The following is a 17,785-nucleotide window of genomic DNA, read 5'->3' as shown; positions in this document are numbered from 1 at the left end:
ACACTTTCTTCGGGAGGAAAAGAATGGCGACGCGTTTATACGAACATCCGATCTTCCTGGAGCATATCACGCCCGAAGGCCACCCCGAGCGGCCGGATCGCCTGCGATCTCTGAACATCGCGCTCGAACATCCGAATTTCGAGCGTCTGATCCGCAGAGAAGCGCCTCAGGCCAATGAAGACGCGGTGTTGCTGGCGCATCCGGAGGAGCACCTGCTTGCCGTCATGCGGCAGATCCCTGAAGAGGATGGCGAGATCAACCGCGTCGAGGCCGACACTTATGTATCACGCAAAAGCCTGCAGGCGGCGCTGACCGGCATCGGTGCGGCGATGGCGGCGGTGGACGACGTGTTTACCGGCGCTGCCGACAATGTCTTCGTCGCGGCCCGCCCGCCCGGCCACCACGCCGAAACAGCCAAGGCCATGGGTTTCTGTCTTTTCAACAATGTGGCAATTGCCGCCCGCCATGCGCAGAAGGCGCACGGGGCAGAGCGCGTCGCCATCATCGACTGGGACGTGCATCACGGCAACGGTACGCAGGATATTTTCTGGAACGACACATCAGTGCTGTTCTGTTCCACCCACCAGATGCCGCTTTATCCGTGGAGCGGCGACAAAAACGAAACCGGCGTGAAGAACAACGTCGTCAACGCCCCGCTTTCGCCCAATACCGGCAGCGAATATTTTCGCGAGGCGTTCAAATCCCGCGTCCTGCCGGCCATTGCCGATTTTTCGCCTGACCTCATCCTCATCTCCGCCGGTTTCGACGCGCATCACCGCGATCCGCTGGCGCAGATCAATCTGGTGGGCGAGGATTTCGACTGGGCGACGGGCCGGCTTCTGGAAATGGCCGATAAATACGCATCGAACCGGGTCGTCAGCCTGCTTGAAGGCGGTTATGATCTGGAAGGGCTGGCGGAATCGGCAGCCATGCACATATTGAGAATGATGAAGGGTTGAACATGACGGAAAATGCCAACACAGCCGATGTCAGCGGTTATTCCTTCGAAAAAGCCGTTGCCGAGCTGGAAAGCATTGTCGCACGCCTGGAGCGCGGAGACGTGGCGCTGGACGAATCCATCGCCATCTACGAGCGTGGCGAAGCCCTGAAGAAGCACTGCGAAACGCTGTTGAACGCTGCGGAAAAGCGAATCGAGAAAATCCGTCTCGATCGCGCCGGAAAACCGCAGGACGTCGAGCCTCTCGACGGCGAGTAAACACGTCCTGTTGAACGGTGTGACGCTGCGTTCACCATTACGGCGCTCCCACCCCGTTCCGTTCGTGCTAAGCTTTCGTGTAACGATACGAGGAGCTTGCGATGTCCTTTTTTCCCGGTAACGATCCCGTCGCGGGTGATGCCTTTGCCTGCGACGCCATCGAAAACCTCATCATTCCGCGCACCAGCGATATTGGCGGCTTTGCGGTGCGCCGCGCCTTGCCGACCCGACAGCGTCGTCTCGTCGGCCCCTTTATCTTTTTTGACCGCATGGGACCGGCGATCCTGAAGGCTGGTGAGGCGCTGGACGTCAAGCCGCATCCGCATATCGGGCTTTCCACCGTCACCTATCTGTTCGACGGCGAAATCAAGCATCGCGACAGTCTCGGCACCGAACTCGTCATTCGCCCCGGAGACATTAACCTGATGACCGCCGGGCGCGGCATCGTGCATTCGGAACGCACGCCGGAAAACCTGCGCGGCCATCCGCTTTCCATGTCCGGCCTGCAGACCTGGCTTGCCCTGCCCGACCATATGGAAGAAATCGCCCCGGCCTTTGCCCATACCGCCAAGGAAGACATGCCGCTGATCGATATCAAAGGCGCTTCCGGTAGGGTGGTGATCGGCGAATTCGAGGGCCTTACCTCCCCCGTTTCGGCCTTTACCGATACACTTTATGTCGATCTGACGCTGGAGCCGGGAGTGAAATTTCCCTTTTCCGCCTATCATGAGGAACGGGCGATCTATATTCTCTCCGGTTCGCTCGATGTGGCAGGCGATATCTTCGCCGCCGACCAGTTGCTCGTCTTCCGGCCGGGTGACGACATCACGCTTCAGGCCGGCAGCAATGGCTGTCACATCATGATCTTTGGCGGGGCCGCGCTCAATCAGCGCCGCTACATCTGGTGGAACTTCGTTTCGTCATCAAAAGAACGCATAGAACAGGCCAAACAGGAGTGGAGAACCGGACGCTTCGATATCGTTCCCGGCGACGAAGAAGAGTTTGTCCCTTTGCCGGAAGGTTGAAATTCTATAGAAGTGTACGACATGCAGGAATGGACCGTCGGCTTTCCCTATGAAAGACGCTCTGGCGCCCCCTGCTGACCACGAGAAAAGGCCGAACGATTGACCGGAATGCCCCAGACCCCATTGCTCGACCGGGTGAATTTTCCTTCCGATCTCAAGGAGATCGACGATCGCGACCTGCCGGAACTGGCACGGGAACTGCGCGACGAGATGATTGACGCCGTGTCGAAGACCGGTGGCCATCTGGGTGCCGGCCTTGGCGTGGTGGAATTGACGATTGCCATCCACAAGGTCTTCAACACGCCCGAGGACCGGCTGATCTTCGATGTCGGCCACCAATGTTACCCGCACAAAATCCTGACCGGCCGTCGCGAGCGCATCCGCACGCTGCGCCAGGAAGGCGGCCTTTCCGGTTTCACCCGGCGGGCCGAAAGCGAATATGACGATTTCGGCGCCGGCCATTCCTCCACCTCCATTTCCGCCGGTCTCGGCATGGCGGTGGCAGCGGGTCTCGACGAAAGCGACCGCAAGGTGATCGCCGTCATCGGCGACGGTTCCATGTCTGCCGGCATGGCGTTCGAGGCGCTCAACAATGCAGGCGCGCTCGACGCGCGGCTGATCGTCATCCTCAACGACAACGACATGTCGATTGCACCGCCGACGGGCGCGATGAGCGCTTATCTCGCCCGCCTTGCCTCCGGCCGCACCTATATGGGCTTCCGTGATTTCGGCAAGAAGCTCACAGCCTATCTCGGCAAGACCATCGACCGCGCCATTACCCGCGCCGTGACCCATGCGCGTGGTTATGTGACCGGCGGTACGCTATTCGAGGAGCTCGGTTTCTATCACATCGGCCCGATCGACGGCCATTCCTTCGACCACCTGCTACCGGTGCTGCGCAATGTGCGCGACAACCAGAAAGGCCCTGTCCTCATCCATGTGGTGACGCAGAAAGGCAAGGGTTATGCGCCGGCGGAAGCGGCTGCGGACAAATATCACGGCGTCAACAAGTTCGACGTCATCACCGGCGCACAGGCGAAAGCCAAACCGAATGCGCCGAGCTATACCAGCGTCTTTGCCGAAGCGCTGATCCAGGAAGCGACCCTCGACGACAAGATCATCGGCGTCACCGCCGCCATGCCGAATGGTACCGGCCTCGACAAGATGGCTGAGCTTTTCCCGTCCCGCACCTTCGATGTCGGAATTGCCGAACAGCACGCTGTCACCTTCGCGGCGGGGCTTGCGGCTGACGGCTACAAGCCGTTCTGCGCGCTTTATTCCACCTTCCTGCAGCGTGGTTACGACCAGCTGGTGCATGACGTGGCGATCCAGAGCCTGCCCGTACGTTTCCCGATCGACCGCGCCGGGTTCGTCGGCGCTGACGGACCGACCCATGCCGGCTCCTTCGACACCACTTTCCTCGCCACCCTGCCCGGTATGGTGGTGATGGCGGCGGCCGACGAGGCCGAACTGAAACATATGGTACGCACGGCAGCGGCCTATGATGAAGGCCCGATTTCCTTCCGCTACCCGCGCGGCGAAGGTGTGGGCGTCGAGATGCCTGCACGCGGTGAAATCCTTGAGATCGGCAAGGGCCGCATCATCAAGGAAGGCACCAAGGTTGCGCTGCTCTCCTTCGGTACCCGGCTTGCGGAATGCCTTGCAGCCGCCGAAGATCTTGATGCCGCCGGACTTTCGACGACCGTTGCCGATGCGCGCTTTGCCAAGCCGCTCGATCTCGATCTCATCCGCCAGCTTGCGGCCCATCACGAAGTGCTGGTGACGATCGAGGAAGGCTCAGTCGGCGGTTTTGGCGCGCATGTGCTGCATTTCATGGCAAGCGCCGGATTGCTCGACCACGGCCCCAAGGTCCGGACGCTGACCCTGCCCGACCAGTGGGTGGAGCAGGCCAAGCCCGAGACCATGTATGCCAATGCCGGCCTCGACCGGGCCGGCATCGTGTCCACCGTGTTCAATGCGCTCGGCCAGCGTCAGGCCGGCGTCGGTTTCGCCGGCTGACAAGATTGCCGGGACGGGAGGCGGGACTATCCCGCCTCTGCCTCAGGATGCCGCGCCATCGAGAAAACCGACGACGTTTTCGATCCTCCCCTCGGCATCACGGCTGACGACATCGGTACCGCCGGCCACATCGTCCCCGTCAGGCGAAATGAGACGCCATGAGAAACGGGTGAAGTCGCCGTGGCCATCCGGAGTGCCGGCAAGAACGAAACGATATCCCGGAAATTTCTGCCGCGCCGCCTCGATCATCGCGGCAATTCCCTGCTGCCCCTCGCCCTGCATCAGCGGATCGACGTAACGCGTATTTTCCGACCACGCCTGACCGACGAGATGCCTGCGGCGTTCATTGTCCTCCTCGTTCCAGACCGCGAGATAGGTTTCGGCGATTGCGAGATGCTGCGTCATGATTGCGCTCCTTGTGGTTGACGGCCCAAACATGACGGGTGTCGGGAAGCGGAACAATTACCTCGGAGGTAATCGCATTGCCGATATCTTCTGCTAGGCTGCGGGGCATGACGCATCATCGAGAACATGTCGGCCAAGTGCTGAAGGAATGGCGTGCCCGCCGCAGGATGAGCCAGCTCGATCTGGCGATTGAGGCGGAAATATCGGCGCGCCATCTGAGCTTTGTGGAAAGTGGGCGATCATCCCCCAGCCGCGACATGCTCGCGAAACTGGCGGAGCAGCTTTCGATGCCCGCCCGCGCCGCCAACCGGCTGATGCTGGCAGCGGGTTATGCGCCTATCCATTCCGAACGGCCGATGGATGCGCCTGATATGACGGCGGCCCGGCAGGCCGTCGAAACCGTGATGCATGGGCATATGCCCTTCCCCGCCCTTGCCGTCGACCGGCACTGGAACGTCGTTCTCGCCAATGGGGCGATCACATCGCTTCTGGCCGGTGTTTCCGAGGAACTGCTTCGCCCGCCGCTTAACGCCTTGAGGCTGAGCCTGCATCCGCAGGGTTTGAGTTCGCGCATCGTCAATCTCGCCGAGTGGCGTCATCACCTGCTGGAACGCCTGCGCCGTCAGGTCGAGGAAACGGGAGACGAGGTGCTTTCTCGGCTGCATGCGGAGCTCGCGGCCTATCCCGCGCCAAAGGCCTCGTCCCATGCCGGAGCCGATCCTCTGGCCATACCGCTCCAGCTCCGTGATCCCTCTTCGGGCAGCATATTGAGCTTCATTTCAACCACCACGGTTTTCGGAACGGCGACAGACGTCACACTGGCCGAACTCGTGCTGGAGTGTTTTTACCCCGCCGACGCGGCAACCCGCGAAGCACTGATGCAAGGCGCCAAGGAGTAACACCCGTGCACACCACCTATCTCATCGGATTTCAGGTCCGTCCCGGCCAGCGCGACCGCTTTCTCGAATTGCTGAATGCGCTGCTTGATGCCATGCGGCACGAAAAGACCTTCGTGAACGCAACCCTGCACCGGGATGGTGAAAACGAGAACCGCTTCCTGCTGCATGAGACCTGGAGCGACCATCAGGATGTCATCGACGTTCAGATTCACCGGCCCTATCGGCAGGCATGGCACGACGCCCTGCCCGATCTTCTGGATGCCCCGCGCGATATTTCCGTCTGGCACCCCATGCGCGCGGATCATGCTCACAAATCCTAGACGAGTGAATGTCCTGCATTTGCCAGCAGCTCGCGCGCTTTCTCCAGATCCTTCGATTTCACCAGCAGGTGATCGCCATCGACCCAGGCTGGAATGGATGCATCGGCATGGAGCCGGGCCACGCCATAGGCGCCATCCAGAAGTCTTAACTTAACGCGAGGCGTCATCTGAAAACTGCCTTCCCGAAAGCCAGACACGGCTTTCTTTGGGTTAAAGGGAATGATTAAACGCTTCCCCCTGATGCAATGCCATCAGTTTCAAAGCCTGATGGCCGTTTCTTCTTTCGCCGTCTTGATAACGACCATGGTAAAAAAGCGCGCCACATTGTGCTGGTCGCGGAACAACCGGTCGCACAGGGCATCGAACTCTTCCATATCCCGCAGGCGCAGCATCAGCACGACATCGGATGCGCCGGTGACGGCATAGGCCTGCGACACGGCCTCTTCGGCGCTCGCAATATCCAGAAAGCGCCGCATATGCTGCTCGCCGTGCAATTTCAGCTCCACCGTCACCAGAGCCTTGATCACGCGCCCCGCCTTTGCGGGATTGAGGATCGCCACGATGCGATCGATCACGCCCGACTTGCGCAGCCGCTGCAGACGGCGCAGGCAACTGGACGGAGACAGCCCGACCTCCTCGGCCATATCCACATTGGTGCGCGAGGCATCGTTCTGCAAAAGGTTCAGAAGTTTCCGGTCGATCCGATCCATGCCGGCAGCATATCGCCCACCACTATATTTGCAATAAAATTGCACAAAACTGCAATCCTTGACCACAAATGCGAACGGGCCGGGATTAGTGAATGGGAACAATCTTCAGGGAGCCTTCACATGTCACTTTTCCTGCCCGTCTGGCAAAAAACGCGGGAAACGCTAGCAATCTACTGGGTGCTTGTGCGGATCACGGTTCCAATCGCCATTCTAACCGAGCTATTGTCGAGAATGGGTGCGATCGAGGCGGTTGCGCCTGCCTTTGCGCCGATCATGAACCTCATCGGACTGCCGCCGGAACTCGGTCTTGCCTGGCTGACCGCAATGCTGGTCGGCATTTGGGGCGCGGTGCCGCTCATCTTCACACTTGTACCCGCGTCGTCGCTCACCGTTGCTGATATCACCGTTTTTTCGGCGCTCATCCTGTTCGCCCATGGCCTGCCCATCGAACAGAAGATCATTGAAAAGGCGGGACCGGGCATGATTGTCACCACGGCGCTGCGCGTCGGCGGCGGATTGCTCTATGCCTTTCTCCTGCACCAGCTTCTGGAAGCGACGGGATGGTTGTCAGGCCCGGTAAACCCTGCCTGGATTGCGATGGGCGCTACGCCTGAATGGACCGCCTATTTCCTCGGTCTCGGTGAAACCATGGTCTGGATGCTTGTCATCCTGCTTGCCCTTTCCTTTTGCCTTGAGATTCTCAGGCTGACAGGCCTGCTGGCGCTGATGATGAAAGCGCTTTCGCCCCTGCTGCGTCTTGCGGGCATTCGCGGCGAGGCCGAACATCTCACCGCCATCGGATTGTTCCTCGGCATTTCCTACGGCGCGGGTTTCCTGATCCGCGAGGCGCAATCGGGGACGATATCACCGCGTCAGGTGTTTCTGTCCTGTGTGTTCATGGGTTTTGCCCATAGCGTGATTGAAGACACGCTCGTGGTGATGTCGCTGGGCGCGGATGTCTACAGCGTTCTGGCCGGACGCCTCGTTTTCGCTGTTGCCGCAACCGCCGTCATTGCCGCCCTGCTTCACCGCCTGTCGGATGAGCTGTTCTTTACGCGGATGTTCCGGCTACAGGGCACATAAGCGGCGTTACCCGCCTGAAAACGCCGATGCAAAAAGGGGGCCTTTCGGCCCCCAATTCATAGGTTCACTCTGAAAGCCAGGCTCAGAACTCCGTCCAGTCCTGATCCTTCGCGGCCGGTGCTTCGGCAGCGCCACCGAAGGCGCGGGCGAGGCTCTGGCCGAGCGCACGGGCCGGCGAAGCGACGGGCCTTGCGGTTGTGGAGGCCGATTTTACCGGAGCCTTGCGAACCGGCGCGGCCGGTGCTGACTGGAAGGCAGGCTTTGCCGAAGACTGGCGCGGCGCGGAATAGCCGCCGGCGCTCGCAACGGCAGCGCGCGCGCCACCCATCCTGAACTGGCCGAGCAGGCTGTTCAGCGCTTCCGCTTCGCGGGCCAGCGAATGGCTGGCGGCGGTCTGCTGTTCCACCATGGCGGCATTCTGCTGCGTGCCCTGATCCATGGTGTTCACGGCCGTGTTGATTTCCTGCAGGCCGGTTGCCTGTTCGCGGGAAGCAACGACGATGGCGCTGACATGAGCATTGATCTCTTCGACTTCCGCCACGATGAGTTCCAGCGCCTTGCCGGTTTCATCGACAAGATTGACGCCGTTTTCCACCTGCTGGCTGGAAGCGCCGATAAGCGTCTTGATTTCCTTGGCGGCATTGGCGGAACGCTGGGCGAGTTCGCGGACTTCCTGCGCAACCACCGCAAAACCCTTGCCGGCATCACCGGCGCGGGCGGCTTCCACGCCGGCGTTCAACGCCAGCAGGTTGGTCTGGAAGGCGATATCGTCGATGACACCGATGATGTTGCCGATTTCGCCTGAGGACTTCTCGATTTCGCGCATGGCGGCAACCGCCCTGCGGACCACGACGCCGGACTTTTCCGCACCGGCGCGGGCGCGCTGGACCAGATTACCGGCATCTTCCGCACCGCGGGCGCTATCGCGCACGGTGGTGGTGACTTCTTCCAGGGCTGCAGCGGTTTCCTCGATGGAGGCAGCCTGCTGCTCGGTGCGGCGCGACAGATCGTCGGCAGCGGAGAGCATTTCCGAAGCGCCGGAATTGATGGCGGCAGCGTTCTCGCCAACGGTTTTGAGCGCCTGCTGCAGCTTGTCGACAGCGCTGTTGAAATTGAGGCGCACCGGATCGATGGCAGGCACAAAAGGCGTTTCAATGCGATAGGAAAGATCGCCATCCGCAAGAGCGGCAAGGCCCTTGCCAAGCTCGGCGCTGGCGAAGGCGCTGGCGGCTTCGTCCCGCGCCTTTTCCTCCTCGTTGCGGCGACGTTCGGTCTCGGTGGCGGAGCGCATGCGCTCGGTCTCGCCGGCAAGGCGGGATTTTTCCAGCCCGGCTTCCTTGAAGACGAGAACGGCCTTCGCCATCTTGCCGACTTCGTCGCCACGATCCGTGGCAGGCACTTCCGTCGCCAGATCGCCATCGGCGAGACGGCTCATGGCCGCTGTCATGCCAACGATCGGCGTGACAATGGAGCGCGACAGAGCCCAGATGAGGGCAACGGCCAGAAGACCGGCAACCGCGCCGCCACCCAGAAGCGCATATTTAAGGTTCAATGCCGCTGCCTGCTGTTCCGCCGCGTAAGCGGTGGACAGGCCGTTCAGCTGTTCCTTGATCTTGGCGGCGGAGGTGCGGAAGCCATCGAGCTGGCCCTTCGCCTGATTGCGGCCGATCTCGATGATTTCGGAAATCGGCGCTTCCGTCGTCTTTCGCGCAGCGATCTGCGGTTCCGCCAGTTCCTTGAAGAACACGGTGGCGGATTTCTGCATGTCGTCGATGGATTTCAGGATGTCCGGGCGGCCGACGGCCAGCGTGCGGGCTTCATCGAGCTTCTTCAGCATCAGGTCGCGCTGGGCGAACACATCATTATAGGTGCTGTCGCTGCGGAACAGCAGGAAGCCGCGCTGGTTGACGGCCTGTTCCAGCATGGCGGCCGTCGCGCCATCCACTGCCTGGATGATATCCTTGGTGCGGTTGTTTTCGATCGTGACACGCTCGCTCCCCAGCGTCTGCCAGAATACGACCGCAGACGCGAGCAGACACACACTCATCAGGGCGCAGAAGGTGGCTATGAGCTTCAGGTTAATGGGGAGATTTTTCAGCGACATCGCAAACTCTCTCGGCGACCTGATGCCTCGAAGCAAGCGTCTGCGCTGCAACGGTCGCAATTTTGTGGATGGGAGGAGACGCCGTCATGGCAGGTTCCGGTGGCCGCACGGGCCTTGCGCACAAAGTGCTATACAAGCCTTTATATTGGATTAATCGAACATTCTGACTTTGCGGTGCAACATCGCCATTATGGCCGGCAGCGGGCATTGCCGGCCCGTCCCGGCGATAAATCGCTTGCATCGGCGGAGTTTGGCGGTCATTGACACGGAACCATGTCCAAAACATCTGAAAATGAACGGCTTGACCAGCTTCTTGTGTCGCTCGGCCACTTTGCCAGCCGCTCGCGTGCACGCGACGCGATTGCGCGCGGCACCGTGAGCGTCAACGGCAAGACCGTCACCAAACCGAGCCAGACCGTCGCCGGCAATGCCGAGATCGCCATCAGCGATCCCGCGCAGGCTTACGTCTCCCGCGCCGCCCTCAAGCTGACAGCCGCGCTCGATCATTTCCGGCTCGACCCGAAGGGCCATGACTGTCTTGATGTCGGCGCTTCGACTGGTGGTTTTACCGAGGTGCTGCTTCATCGTGGTGCTAAACACGTCACCGCCATCGATGTCGGGCACGGGCAGATGCATCCAAGGATCGAGAACGATCCGCGTGTGACCAATCTGGAAGGGCTGAATGCGCGCTACCTGACGGCAGAGGATATCGATGACCGGGCCATCGGTTTCATCGTCTCCGACGTGTCCTTCATTTCGCTGAAGCTCGCACTTGCCCCGGCACTTGAGCTTGCTGGATCGGGCGCTCTGGCTGTCCTGCTGGTGAAGCCGCAATTCGAGGCGGGCCGCGACGCCATCAGCAAGGCCGGGCTTTTGAAGGAGCCGGAAACCGCGCCTGCCGTGGCCGCCGAACTGGAACGCTGGCTGACGGAGGACATGGGCTGGAAAAGCCTTGGCCTCATTCCCTCGCCGATTTCCGGCGGTGACGGCAATATCGAATTTCTTCTCGGAGGCGAAAAGCCATGAGTACACAGACCGTCACCATCAAGAGCCTCGGCGCGCAGGGCGACGGCATCGCGCACTGTCCCGACGGCCCGGTCTATGTGCCCTTCGCGCTGCCCGGTGAAACGGTCGCCATCGCCAAGGTCAAGGATCACGGCACCGTCATGTCGATAACGGAAGCCTCGGCGCAGCGCCGTGAACCCGCCTGCCGCCACTTCGGTCCCGATGGCAAGAACGGCACCTGCGGCGGCTGTTCGCTGCAGCATCTTTCCGATCAGCCTTACCATGCCTACAAGCGGGAGCTGGTGGTTTCGGCGCTGAAATCGAAGGGCCTGACGCCTGATGTGGACGATCTTGTCATCTGTCGCCCCGGCGAACGCCGCCGCGCGGTGTTCGCCGCCCGCAAGACGGAAAAGGGCCTGCTGCTCGGCTTCAGCCAGGCAAACAGCCATCACATCGTCGCCATCGAGGAATGTCCCGTCACCTCGCCGGGCATCGTCTCGCGGCTGGACGCCATCCGCGCCATCGGCCTTTCCATGGTGGCGAACGCCGAGCCGTTCCGCATCACCGTTCTCGAAACGCTCTCCGGTCTCGATATTTCCGTCGAGGGCATCAAGTCGGTCAATGACAAGCAGCGGCGCACGCTCACGGAAACAGTGCTGGCCATGCGCGGCATTGCCCGCGTCTCGCTTGCCGGCGAAATCCTGATCGAACCGCAGAAGCCGATCATCGAATTCGGCGGTGTTCCCGTTTCGCCGCCGGCCGGCGGTTTCACGCAGGCGACGAAGCAGGCGGAAGACGCCATGGCCGAGCTGGTGCTTGCCCATATCGGCAAATCCAAACGCATTGCCGATCTGTTCTGCGGTTCCGGCACCTTTGCGCTGCGGCTTGCGCGCGTCGGCAGAGTTCATGCGGTGGAAGCGGAAGACAAGCCGTTGAAGGCACTGGATTTCGCCGCCCGCAACACGCAGGGCCTGAAGCCGGTCAGCGTCGAGAAACGCGATCTCTTCCGCCGGCCGCTGATGACAAGCGAATTGAAGAATTACGATGCTGTCGTATTCGATCCACCGCGCGCCGGTGCGGAATTCCAGTGCAAGGAACTGGCCCGCAGCACGGTGAAGAAGATCGTTGCCGTGAGCTGCAACCCGCTGACGCTTGCGCGCGATCTCGCCATCTTGACCGAGGGCGGCTATCGCATCACCCGCGTCACGCCGGTTGACCAGTTCCTGTGGTCACCGCATGTGGAAGCGGTGGCGACGCTGGAGAAATAAGCAATCCGGGCGCAGAGCCGCTCAGCGAAGCTGACGCAACGATTCATATGCCCGCAATCCCAACGGCCCTCATTCCTGTGCTTGTCACAGGAATGAGGATGGAGAGGAAGCCTGGGAGTCTTACCAGGCCGTATCGACCGTGCCGTTGCCGACCACGCCCGAGCAGCGGCAGGCACCGCCCACACGGCCCCGTTCCAGCGGGCAGATATAGGGCCGGCGGCGGTTGGCGCTGTCCGGCGGGGTGATGACGCAGACGAAACGCGCGCGGCGCTGGCGGTCGCGGTTATTGCCGGAATAGAAGTTCGGGCTATCGTCGTCCGTGGACTGCGCCAGAATGACGTCGTTGGTGGAAGCCGCTGGAGCGCGTGTTATCGCCGCCGCTTCGGCAATCGTCGCGGCGGATAGGAAGACAGTCAGGGCGAAAACGAAGTGACGCATGTGGGTGGCCTTCGGACAATGACGTTGCGTTATCTAACCCAAGCCATATTGCCCGGTTGCTTAACCGCAAGGAATTCCTGCCCGCACACTTAACGACGCATGAATGCCTCGAAGGCGGCTCGCGCTTCCGCACTTTGCAGCTGCGCGATGAAATGGCGGCCTTCCTCTTCGATGCGGGCGAGAATATCGGCCGGGTTGCCGCGAACCAGATCGCGGGCGATCTTCAGCGCCTGCTGAGGTTTGGCGGCAAGGCGGGTGGCAAGCGCCAGCGTTTCGATTTCGACATGTTCGGGGGCGACGACTTTCCAGATCATCCCGGCCTGCAATGCCTGCTCGGCGGAAAAACCCTCGCCCATGGCAAGCAGCGCAAAGGCGCGCTGGTGGCCCATGAGCTTCGGCACAAGCAGGCTGGAGGCCGCTTCCGGCACCAGCGCCAGATCCACGAAGGGCGTCTTGAACAGGCTACGGCTGGAAGCGACCGTCAGGTCACAATGCAGGTTCAGCGTCGTGCCGATGCCGATGGCGAGCCCGTCCACGCCTGATACCATTGGCTTGTCGAAGGCGACGAGCGCTTTCAGAAGTTCCAATGCGGCGAGTTTGCCCTTACCGCCCGACATGGCGAAGGCGAGAAAATCGGCCATGTCGTTACCGGCGGAAAAGCAGCCTTCCGTACCGAGAAACGCAACGACGCGGATGTCCGGATCCGCATTGGCGGCATGCAGGGCCTCGGCCATGCGCAGATACATGGCATCGGTGATGGCGTTTTTCTTGTCCGGCCGGTTGAAGCGGATGGTCAGAACCTCCGGCGCATGACCCACCCGCTCGACGAGAATATGATCGTTCGACATCTGAGCCTCCTCAAGCCAGTACGGTGCGGGCGGCGGCAAGGCTTGCCGCGCCTGATATAACGCGATCCTTCAGCGCCGCCGTTTCCGCCAGCAGGTTTTCCGCTGCGAAGCGGCAAAGTGCGGCGCGATGCCCACCCCTGCCATCATCGACAGAGACCAATGCGCCCTTGGCGAGATAGGCGCCTGTCAGCGCCAGACCGAAGAGGCGCTGATAGGGTGTCGCGCCGGCGAGTGCCGTTTCGGTTTCGCCCGCCTTGATGCGGTCCAGCAGCCAGTCGGTCGCCGTTTCCAGATCGTTGAGGCTGGCTTCAAGATAAGGGGCCGTCTCACCGAGATCATCGCGGTTCGATGCGGCTGTCCGGGCGGCGATCTCGCGCAGTTCGGCGATGAAACCGCGCACCTGCGCGCCCTCGGAGAGCGGCAGTTTGCGCAGCACCAGATCGATGGCCTGAATGCCGTTTGTGCCTTCGTAGATCGGGGCGATGCGGGCATCACGCAGATAACGCGCCGCGCCGGTTTCCTCGATGAAGCCCATGCCGCCATGCACCTGAATGCCCATGGAGGCGACATCCACACCGGCATCGGTGGAGAAGGATTTGGCGATCGGGGTCAGAAGGGCAGCGCGCTCCTGCCAGTGAGCGCGCTGCCGGGCGTCTTCGCTCGCATGCGCCATATCGATGGCATGCGCGCAGCTGAAGGAAATCGCCCGCGACCCTTGAGTCAGCGCCTTCATCGTCAGAAGCGTTCTGGCGATATCAGGATGTTCGATAATCGGGCTCATGCCGGAGCCCTGCCAGCCGGGCGCCTTGCCCTGCGTGCGCTCCCTGGCGTATTCGATCGCCTTCTGGGTCGCCGCTTCGCAGATCGCAACACCCTGCATGCCGACGGCAAGGCGGGCGTTGTTCATCATGGTGAACATGCAGGCGAGACCCTTGTTCTCTTCGCCGACCAGCCAGCCGAGAGCGCCCTTTTCATCTCCGAATTTGCCATCGCCGAAGATCATCGTGCAGGTGGGCGAACCATGAATGCCGAGCTTGTGCTCCAGCGAATGGCAGAAAAGGTCATTGCGGCCACCCGGCGCACCGTTTTCATCAGGCAGGAATTTCGGAACGAGGAACAGCGAGATGCCGCGCGTGCCGGCCGGTGCATCCGGAAGGCGGGCGAGAACGAGGTGGATGATGTTGTCAGCCGCGTCGTGTTCGCCCCAGGTGATGAAAATCTTCTGGCCGAAGATGCGGTAGGTGCCGTCACCATTGCGCTCCGCCCGGGTCTTCAGAACCCCGAGATCCGAACCCGCATGCGGCTCGGTCAGGTTCATGGTGCCGGTCCATTCACCGGAAACGAGTTTCGGCAGATAGATGCGCTTGAGATCATTGCTGCCGTGGGCGACGATGGCTTCCACCGCGCCCATGGTCAGCGTCGGCGCCAGCGCGAAGGCCATGGAGCCGGAATTCCACATTTCGAGTGCAGCGACATTCAGCATATGCGGCAGGTTCTGGCCGCCGAACTCCTCCGGCGCGGTCAGGCTGTTCCAGCCCGCTTCCGCCCAGCGGCGGTAAAGATCGGCCCAACCGTCAGGCGTCGTCACCTTGCCGTCGGCGAGCTTCGCGCCCTGACGGTCGCCAATATCGGCGAGCGGTGCGACCTGTTCGGTGGCGAAACGGCCAGCTTCCTGCAGGATGGCATCCACGAGGTCTTCACCGAGATCGCCAAGCACACCCTTTGAAAGCGCGTCTCCAAGACCCGCTACATGTTTGAGTGTAAAGGCGATATCATCCACCGGCGCGCTATACATGCTGCCTCCTCCCGAAGCTCTGGCATCTTGCTACTGGCTTCGGGCTAAATGATTTTTACGTAAACGTCAATTTGAAAATTCCCGTCATTTCGACGGGATTGTTATAAAACTGTCATATGAATTTGCTCAGCATGCGCTGAAAGTCGCCCGACGACGCCGCTGCTCCCACACCGGAACGACGGGCGCCTCCCTCCTCCCATCCAGCCGGTCAGGACTGCCACGATGGATCTCATAACGCCAGTTATTCCAGGCCTTGTCTGGGCCTATCAATTCCACCCCGGCACAGCCCCGTGCCGCCGGCTTGCACCCGATGCCGGCTTTCACGAAATGGCCGAGTGCGAAGGCTTCTTCTGGCTGCATCTCAATCTCGCCGATCAGCGCGTAGCGGGTTTTCTCGAGACCATCGACGGTCTCGATCCGGCAGCGCGCGCAAGCCTCACCACCCATGAGACACATCCGTCCATCGTGGTCGATGAAAAATCGCTCTATGGCACGCTTGTCGATTTCCAGCGGGAATTCGACAAGGAAACGCGCGATTTCGGCTGGCTGCATTTTGCGGTAAGTGACCGCTTCATCATCACCACCCGCCTGCAGCCGCTGCATTCGGTGGACCGGCTGAAGGCGGCGGTCGACAAGAATTCCAACCGCTATCTCACACCGTCACATGTGTTCGAAGGCCTCGTCGCCGAATTCCAGCGCTCGCTCATCAATCTGGTGATGGAGACGACGGAGGAACTGAACGCCATCGAGGATCTGGTCTATGACAGCGAGACACGCGACGAACGGCGGCGGCTCGCCCCGCTGCGCCGCACGGTGGTTCGCCTGCATCGGCATCTGCGCACCGTGCTGACGCTGATGCGGCGGGCTTCGGCCGCCGATGATGACGAAATGCCTGACGGTTTCGAGGATGTCGCCTCACGCCTGATGGGCCGCCTTGAGGCTGTCGATCATGACGTCTATGCCCTGCAGGAGCGTGCAAGGCTGCTGCACGAAGAAATCGATTCCAAACTCTCGTCCGAAACCAACCGGCACCTTTATATCCTGTCGCTGATGACGGCATTCCTGCTGCCGCCATCGCTGGTGACCGGTTTCTTCGGCATGAATACGGATGAACTGCCGTTTACCGTCGGCACCGGCGGCACGCTGTCGGCCAGCATCTTCATCGTGATTTCGGTTGCACTCGCCTGGTTCGTACTGAAGCGCGCACGAATCCTGTAACGTAAAAAGCCGCCCGGTCGTAACCGGACGGCTCTGTCAATTTCAGCCTGACATTCTATCAGCTGTAAGGCGAATAGCAGGGCTGACGCGGGCCATGGTAAGGCTGGAACGTGTTGCTATAGGCATCGTAGGAACGATAGCGGCCATAGCACCAGTTCACATGCGCCTGGCTCATACCGCCACGGCGGACCGGACGATATTCGCGATAGACCGGACGCGGACGATATTCAGGAACCGGACGGTAGACTTCACGCGGCTGCGACAGCGCGCCGCCGATGATCGCACCCGTCGCAAAGGCTGCGAGCGGGAACCAGTAACCGTCATGATGACGATAACCCGGGCGGTAATCACGATAGCCGCGATGGCCGCCATACCAGCCTCGACGTCCGCCATCCCAGTCGCGACGGTCGCGCCAGTACTGCACATTCACGATATTCTTGCTGGCGTCGTTGCCCACCGTCTCGACACTCTTCGGCGCCATTGGTAGTGGCATCGCTGCTTCTGCCGGAACAATCGCTCCTGCTACCACGATCGCAGAAAGACCGACAGCCAAGATATTCTTCATATAGTCTCTCATCTGACTTCCTCCATTCACGACGGTCGACAGGCCGTTGGACGTGAATAATAACACCTTTTTCTTCTTACTCAGCCAGTTTGTCGGTTCTGGCCGGAACATTACCGGTTGCAGGCTAGGCGTTTTCGCCTGAACCCAGCATTAACGATCCATTCACGCTTCGGTTACCCGGCCCGGCCGCCTGAAAGCAAAAGCCCGGATCAAAATCCGGGCTTTCGAAAACCACTATCAGCGGCTGTAAGGCGATACGCATATGCGGCGCGGACCGCTATTTGGCTGGTAGCTGTTGTCGTAAGCGCGATACGAGCGCCAGCGGTTCTGGCACCATTCGACATGGCTGCCGCCATAGGCCGGGCGCGGCTGCGACATGGCGCCGCCGATGATCGCGCCTGCGGCAAAGGCTGCAAGCGGGAACCAGTAACCGTTGTGATAACGGTAGCCCGGACGGCGATCGCGATAACCGCGGTGACCATTGTAATATCCATCACGCGGCGGGCGCGGGCGATACATGCGGTCGCCGTACCTGCGGTCGCCTCTGCGGTCCCATTCGCGGTACTGCACCGGCACAACATTATTGTCGGCCGTGATCGCCGGCTTCGGCATCGGCACGGGCGCCTGGAACGCCTGCGATGGCGTAAAGCTGGTGAGGAACACGACTATCGCCGTGGCGACACTCGTTGTCCGGAAATTCATCATGATCTTCCTCCGTTTGCTTCAGCGCGTTGGACCACGCCTTTTCACCCACTCGCTCTTGTCGGAGATATGGGACAGCCCCGTTCTACGCCCGAAAAGAATTCGATGACGTGCAAACGAGTTTAGAGAAATTTAGTTCCAAGACAACTATCCGGTGAAAGACGA

The 17,785-nt window shown here is 60.9% G+C and carries 19 protein-coding genes; 10 read left to right on the top strand and 9 right to left on the bottom strand.

Features of this window, described 5'->3' with window-relative positions; genetic code table 11:
* Positions 1-23: 23 nt before the first annotated feature.
* The 4 genes from MRBLRC7O_RS01985 (at position 24) to dxs (ending at position 4,260) form a co-directional block, all read left to right on the top strand.
* Positions 24-959, top strand: coding sequence for a histone deacetylase family protein (locus tag MRBLRC7O_RS01985; protein WP_080865922.1), 936 nt, complete (start codon positions 24-26; stop codon positions 957-959).
* Between the two features lie 2 nt (positions 960-961).
* Positions 962-1,216: an exodeoxyribonuclease VII small subunit gene (locus MRBLRC7O_RS01980; protein WP_080865920.1), complete on the top strand. Its 255-nt coding sequence runs from the start codon at positions 962-964 to the stop codon at positions 1,214-1,216.
* Positions 1,217-1,317: 101 nt separating this feature from the next.
* Positions 1,318-2,241 carry a pirin family protein gene (locus MRBLRC7O_RS01975; RefSeq protein WP_080865918.1) on the top strand — a complete coding sequence of 308 codons (924 nt, stop codon included), beginning with the start codon at positions 1,318-1,320 and terminating at the stop codon, positions 2,239-2,241.
* Between the two features lie 99 nt (positions 2,242-2,340).
* Positions 2,341-4,260 (top strand): 1-deoxy-D-xylulose-5-phosphate synthase, encoded by a 1,920-nt coding sequence (gene dxs / locus MRBLRC7O_RS01970; protein ID WP_003503063.1) that lies wholly within the window; start codon positions 2,341-2,343, stop codon positions 4,258-4,260.
* Positions 4,261-4,302: 42 nt separating this feature from the next.
* Here the strand turns inward: dxs and MRBLRC7O_RS01965 are convergent, their stop codons facing one another.
* A complete protein-coding gene (locus MRBLRC7O_RS01965) occupies positions 4,303-4,665 on the bottom strand; it encodes a nuclear transport factor 2 family protein (RefSeq protein WP_003503064.1) in 363 nt (120 codons plus the stop codon).
* A gap of 107 nt (positions 4,666-4,772) precedes the next feature.
* Here MRBLRC7O_RS01965 and MRBLRC7O_RS01960 point away from each other — a divergent pair, with 107 nt between their 5' ends.
* Positions 4,773-5,564: a helix-turn-helix domain-containing protein gene (locus tag MRBLRC7O_RS01960; protein WP_080865917.1), complete on the top strand. Its 792-nt coding sequence runs from the start codon at positions 4,773-4,775 to the stop codon at positions 5,562-5,564.
* Between the two features lie 5 nt (positions 5,565-5,569).
* Positions 5,570-5,884 (top strand): putative quinol monooxygenase, encoded by a 315-nt coding sequence (locus MRBLRC7O_RS01955; RefSeq protein ID WP_003503068.1) that lies wholly within the window; start codon positions 5,570-5,572, stop codon positions 5,882-5,884.
* Here MRBLRC7O_RS01955 and MRBLRC7O_RS01950 read toward each other — a convergent pair.
* Positions 5,881-6,051, bottom strand: coding sequence for a hypothetical protein (locus tag MRBLRC7O_RS01950; protein ID WP_162996165.1), 171 nt, complete (start codon positions 6,049-6,051; stop codon positions 5,881-5,883). The genes MRBLRC7O_RS01955 and MRBLRC7O_RS01950 overlap by 4 nt on opposite strands.
* A 90-nt stretch (positions 6,052-6,141) precedes the next feature.
* Entirely contained in the window at positions 6,142-6,594 is a 453-nt protein-coding gene (locus MRBLRC7O_RS01945; protein WP_080865915.1) for an Lrp/AsnC family transcriptional regulator, read from the bottom strand.
* Between the two features lie 120 nt (positions 6,595-6,714).
* Between MRBLRC7O_RS01945 and MRBLRC7O_RS01940 the strand changes: the two genes are divergently transcribed.
* The gene (locus MRBLRC7O_RS01940) at positions 6,715-7,677 is read left to right on the top strand and encodes a nucleoside recognition domain-containing protein (protein WP_080865914.1); all 963 of its coding nucleotides are present in this window, start codon (positions 6,715-6,717) and stop codon (positions 7,675-7,677) included.
* Positions 7,678-7,759: 82 nt separating this feature from the next.
* On the opposite strand, the gene MRBLRC7O_RS01935 is transcribed toward MRBLRC7O_RS01940, so the two are convergent.
* On the bottom strand, positions 7,760-9,781 hold the full coding sequence (locus MRBLRC7O_RS01935) for a methyl-accepting chemotaxis protein (protein WP_003503074.1): 2,022 nt from the start codon (positions 9,779-9,781) through the stop codon (positions 7,760-7,762).
* A gap of 273 nt (positions 9,782-10,054) precedes the next feature.
* Here MRBLRC7O_RS01935 and MRBLRC7O_RS01930 point away from each other — a divergent pair, with 273 nt between their 5' ends.
* Positions 10,055-10,807 (top strand): TlyA family RNA methyltransferase, encoded by a 753-nt coding sequence (locus MRBLRC7O_RS01930; RefSeq protein ID WP_003503077.1) that lies wholly within the window; start codon positions 10,055-10,057, stop codon positions 10,805-10,807.
* Complete coding sequence (locus MRBLRC7O_RS01925; protein ID WP_003503079.1) at positions 10,804-12,054, top strand: class I SAM-dependent RNA methyltransferase; 1,251 nt, start codon at positions 10,804-10,806, stop codon at positions 12,052-12,054. Before MRBLRC7O_RS01930 ends, MRBLRC7O_RS01925 begins: the two co-directional genes overlap by 4 nt.
* A gap of 120 nt (positions 12,055-12,174) precedes the next feature.
* Here the strand turns inward: MRBLRC7O_RS01925 and MRBLRC7O_RS01920 are convergent, their stop codons facing one another.
* The 3 genes from MRBLRC7O_RS01920 to MRBLRC7O_RS01910 form a co-directional block, all read right to left on the bottom strand.
* Entirely contained in the window at positions 12,175-12,492 is a 318-nt protein-coding gene (locus MRBLRC7O_RS01920; RefSeq protein ID WP_003503086.1) for a hypothetical protein, read from the bottom strand.
* Between the two features lie 89 nt (positions 12,493-12,581).
* Positions 12,582-13,340 (bottom strand): crotonase/enoyl-CoA hydratase family protein, encoded by a 759-nt coding sequence (locus tag MRBLRC7O_RS01915; RefSeq protein WP_080865913.1) that lies wholly within the window; start codon positions 13,338-13,340, stop codon positions 12,582-12,584.
* A 10-nt stretch (positions 13,341-13,350) separates the two neighbouring features.
* Positions 13,351-15,135: an acyl-CoA dehydrogenase family protein gene (locus MRBLRC7O_RS01910; protein ID WP_080865911.1), complete on the bottom strand. Its 1,785-nt coding sequence runs from the start codon at positions 15,133-15,135 to the stop codon at positions 13,351-13,353.
* A 222-nt stretch (positions 15,136-15,357) separates the two neighbouring features.
* Between MRBLRC7O_RS01910 and MRBLRC7O_RS01905 the strand changes: the two genes are divergently transcribed.
* Entirely contained in the window at positions 15,358-16,353 is a 996-nt protein-coding gene (locus tag MRBLRC7O_RS01905) for a transporter (RefSeq protein ID WP_035212536.1), read from the top strand.
* Between the two features lie 58 nt (positions 16,354-16,411).
* Here MRBLRC7O_RS01905 and MRBLRC7O_RS01900 read toward each other — a convergent pair whose 3' ends face one another.
* Both MRBLRC7O_RS01900 and MRBLRC7O_RS01895 read right to left on the bottom strand, forming a co-directional pair.
* On the bottom strand, positions 16,412-16,930 hold the full coding sequence (locus MRBLRC7O_RS01900; RefSeq protein ID WP_003503093.1) for a BA14K family protein: 519 nt from the start codon (positions 16,928-16,930) through the stop codon (positions 16,412-16,414).
* Between the two features lie 225 nt (positions 16,931-17,155).
* Positions 17,156-17,623: a BA14K family protein gene (locus MRBLRC7O_RS01895; protein WP_003503095.1), complete on the bottom strand. Its 468-nt coding sequence runs from the start codon at positions 17,621-17,623 to the stop codon at positions 17,156-17,158.
* Positions 17,624-17,785: the final 162 nt, after the last annotated feature.

Source organism: Agrobacterium radiobacter (assembly GCF_040801995.1).
GTDB classification, from domain to species: Bacteria; Pseudomonadota; Alphaproteobacteria; order Rhizobiales; family Rhizobiaceae; genus Agrobacterium; species Agrobacterium radiobacter.
This window is presented reverse-complemented; position numbering and strand designations above follow the sequence as displayed.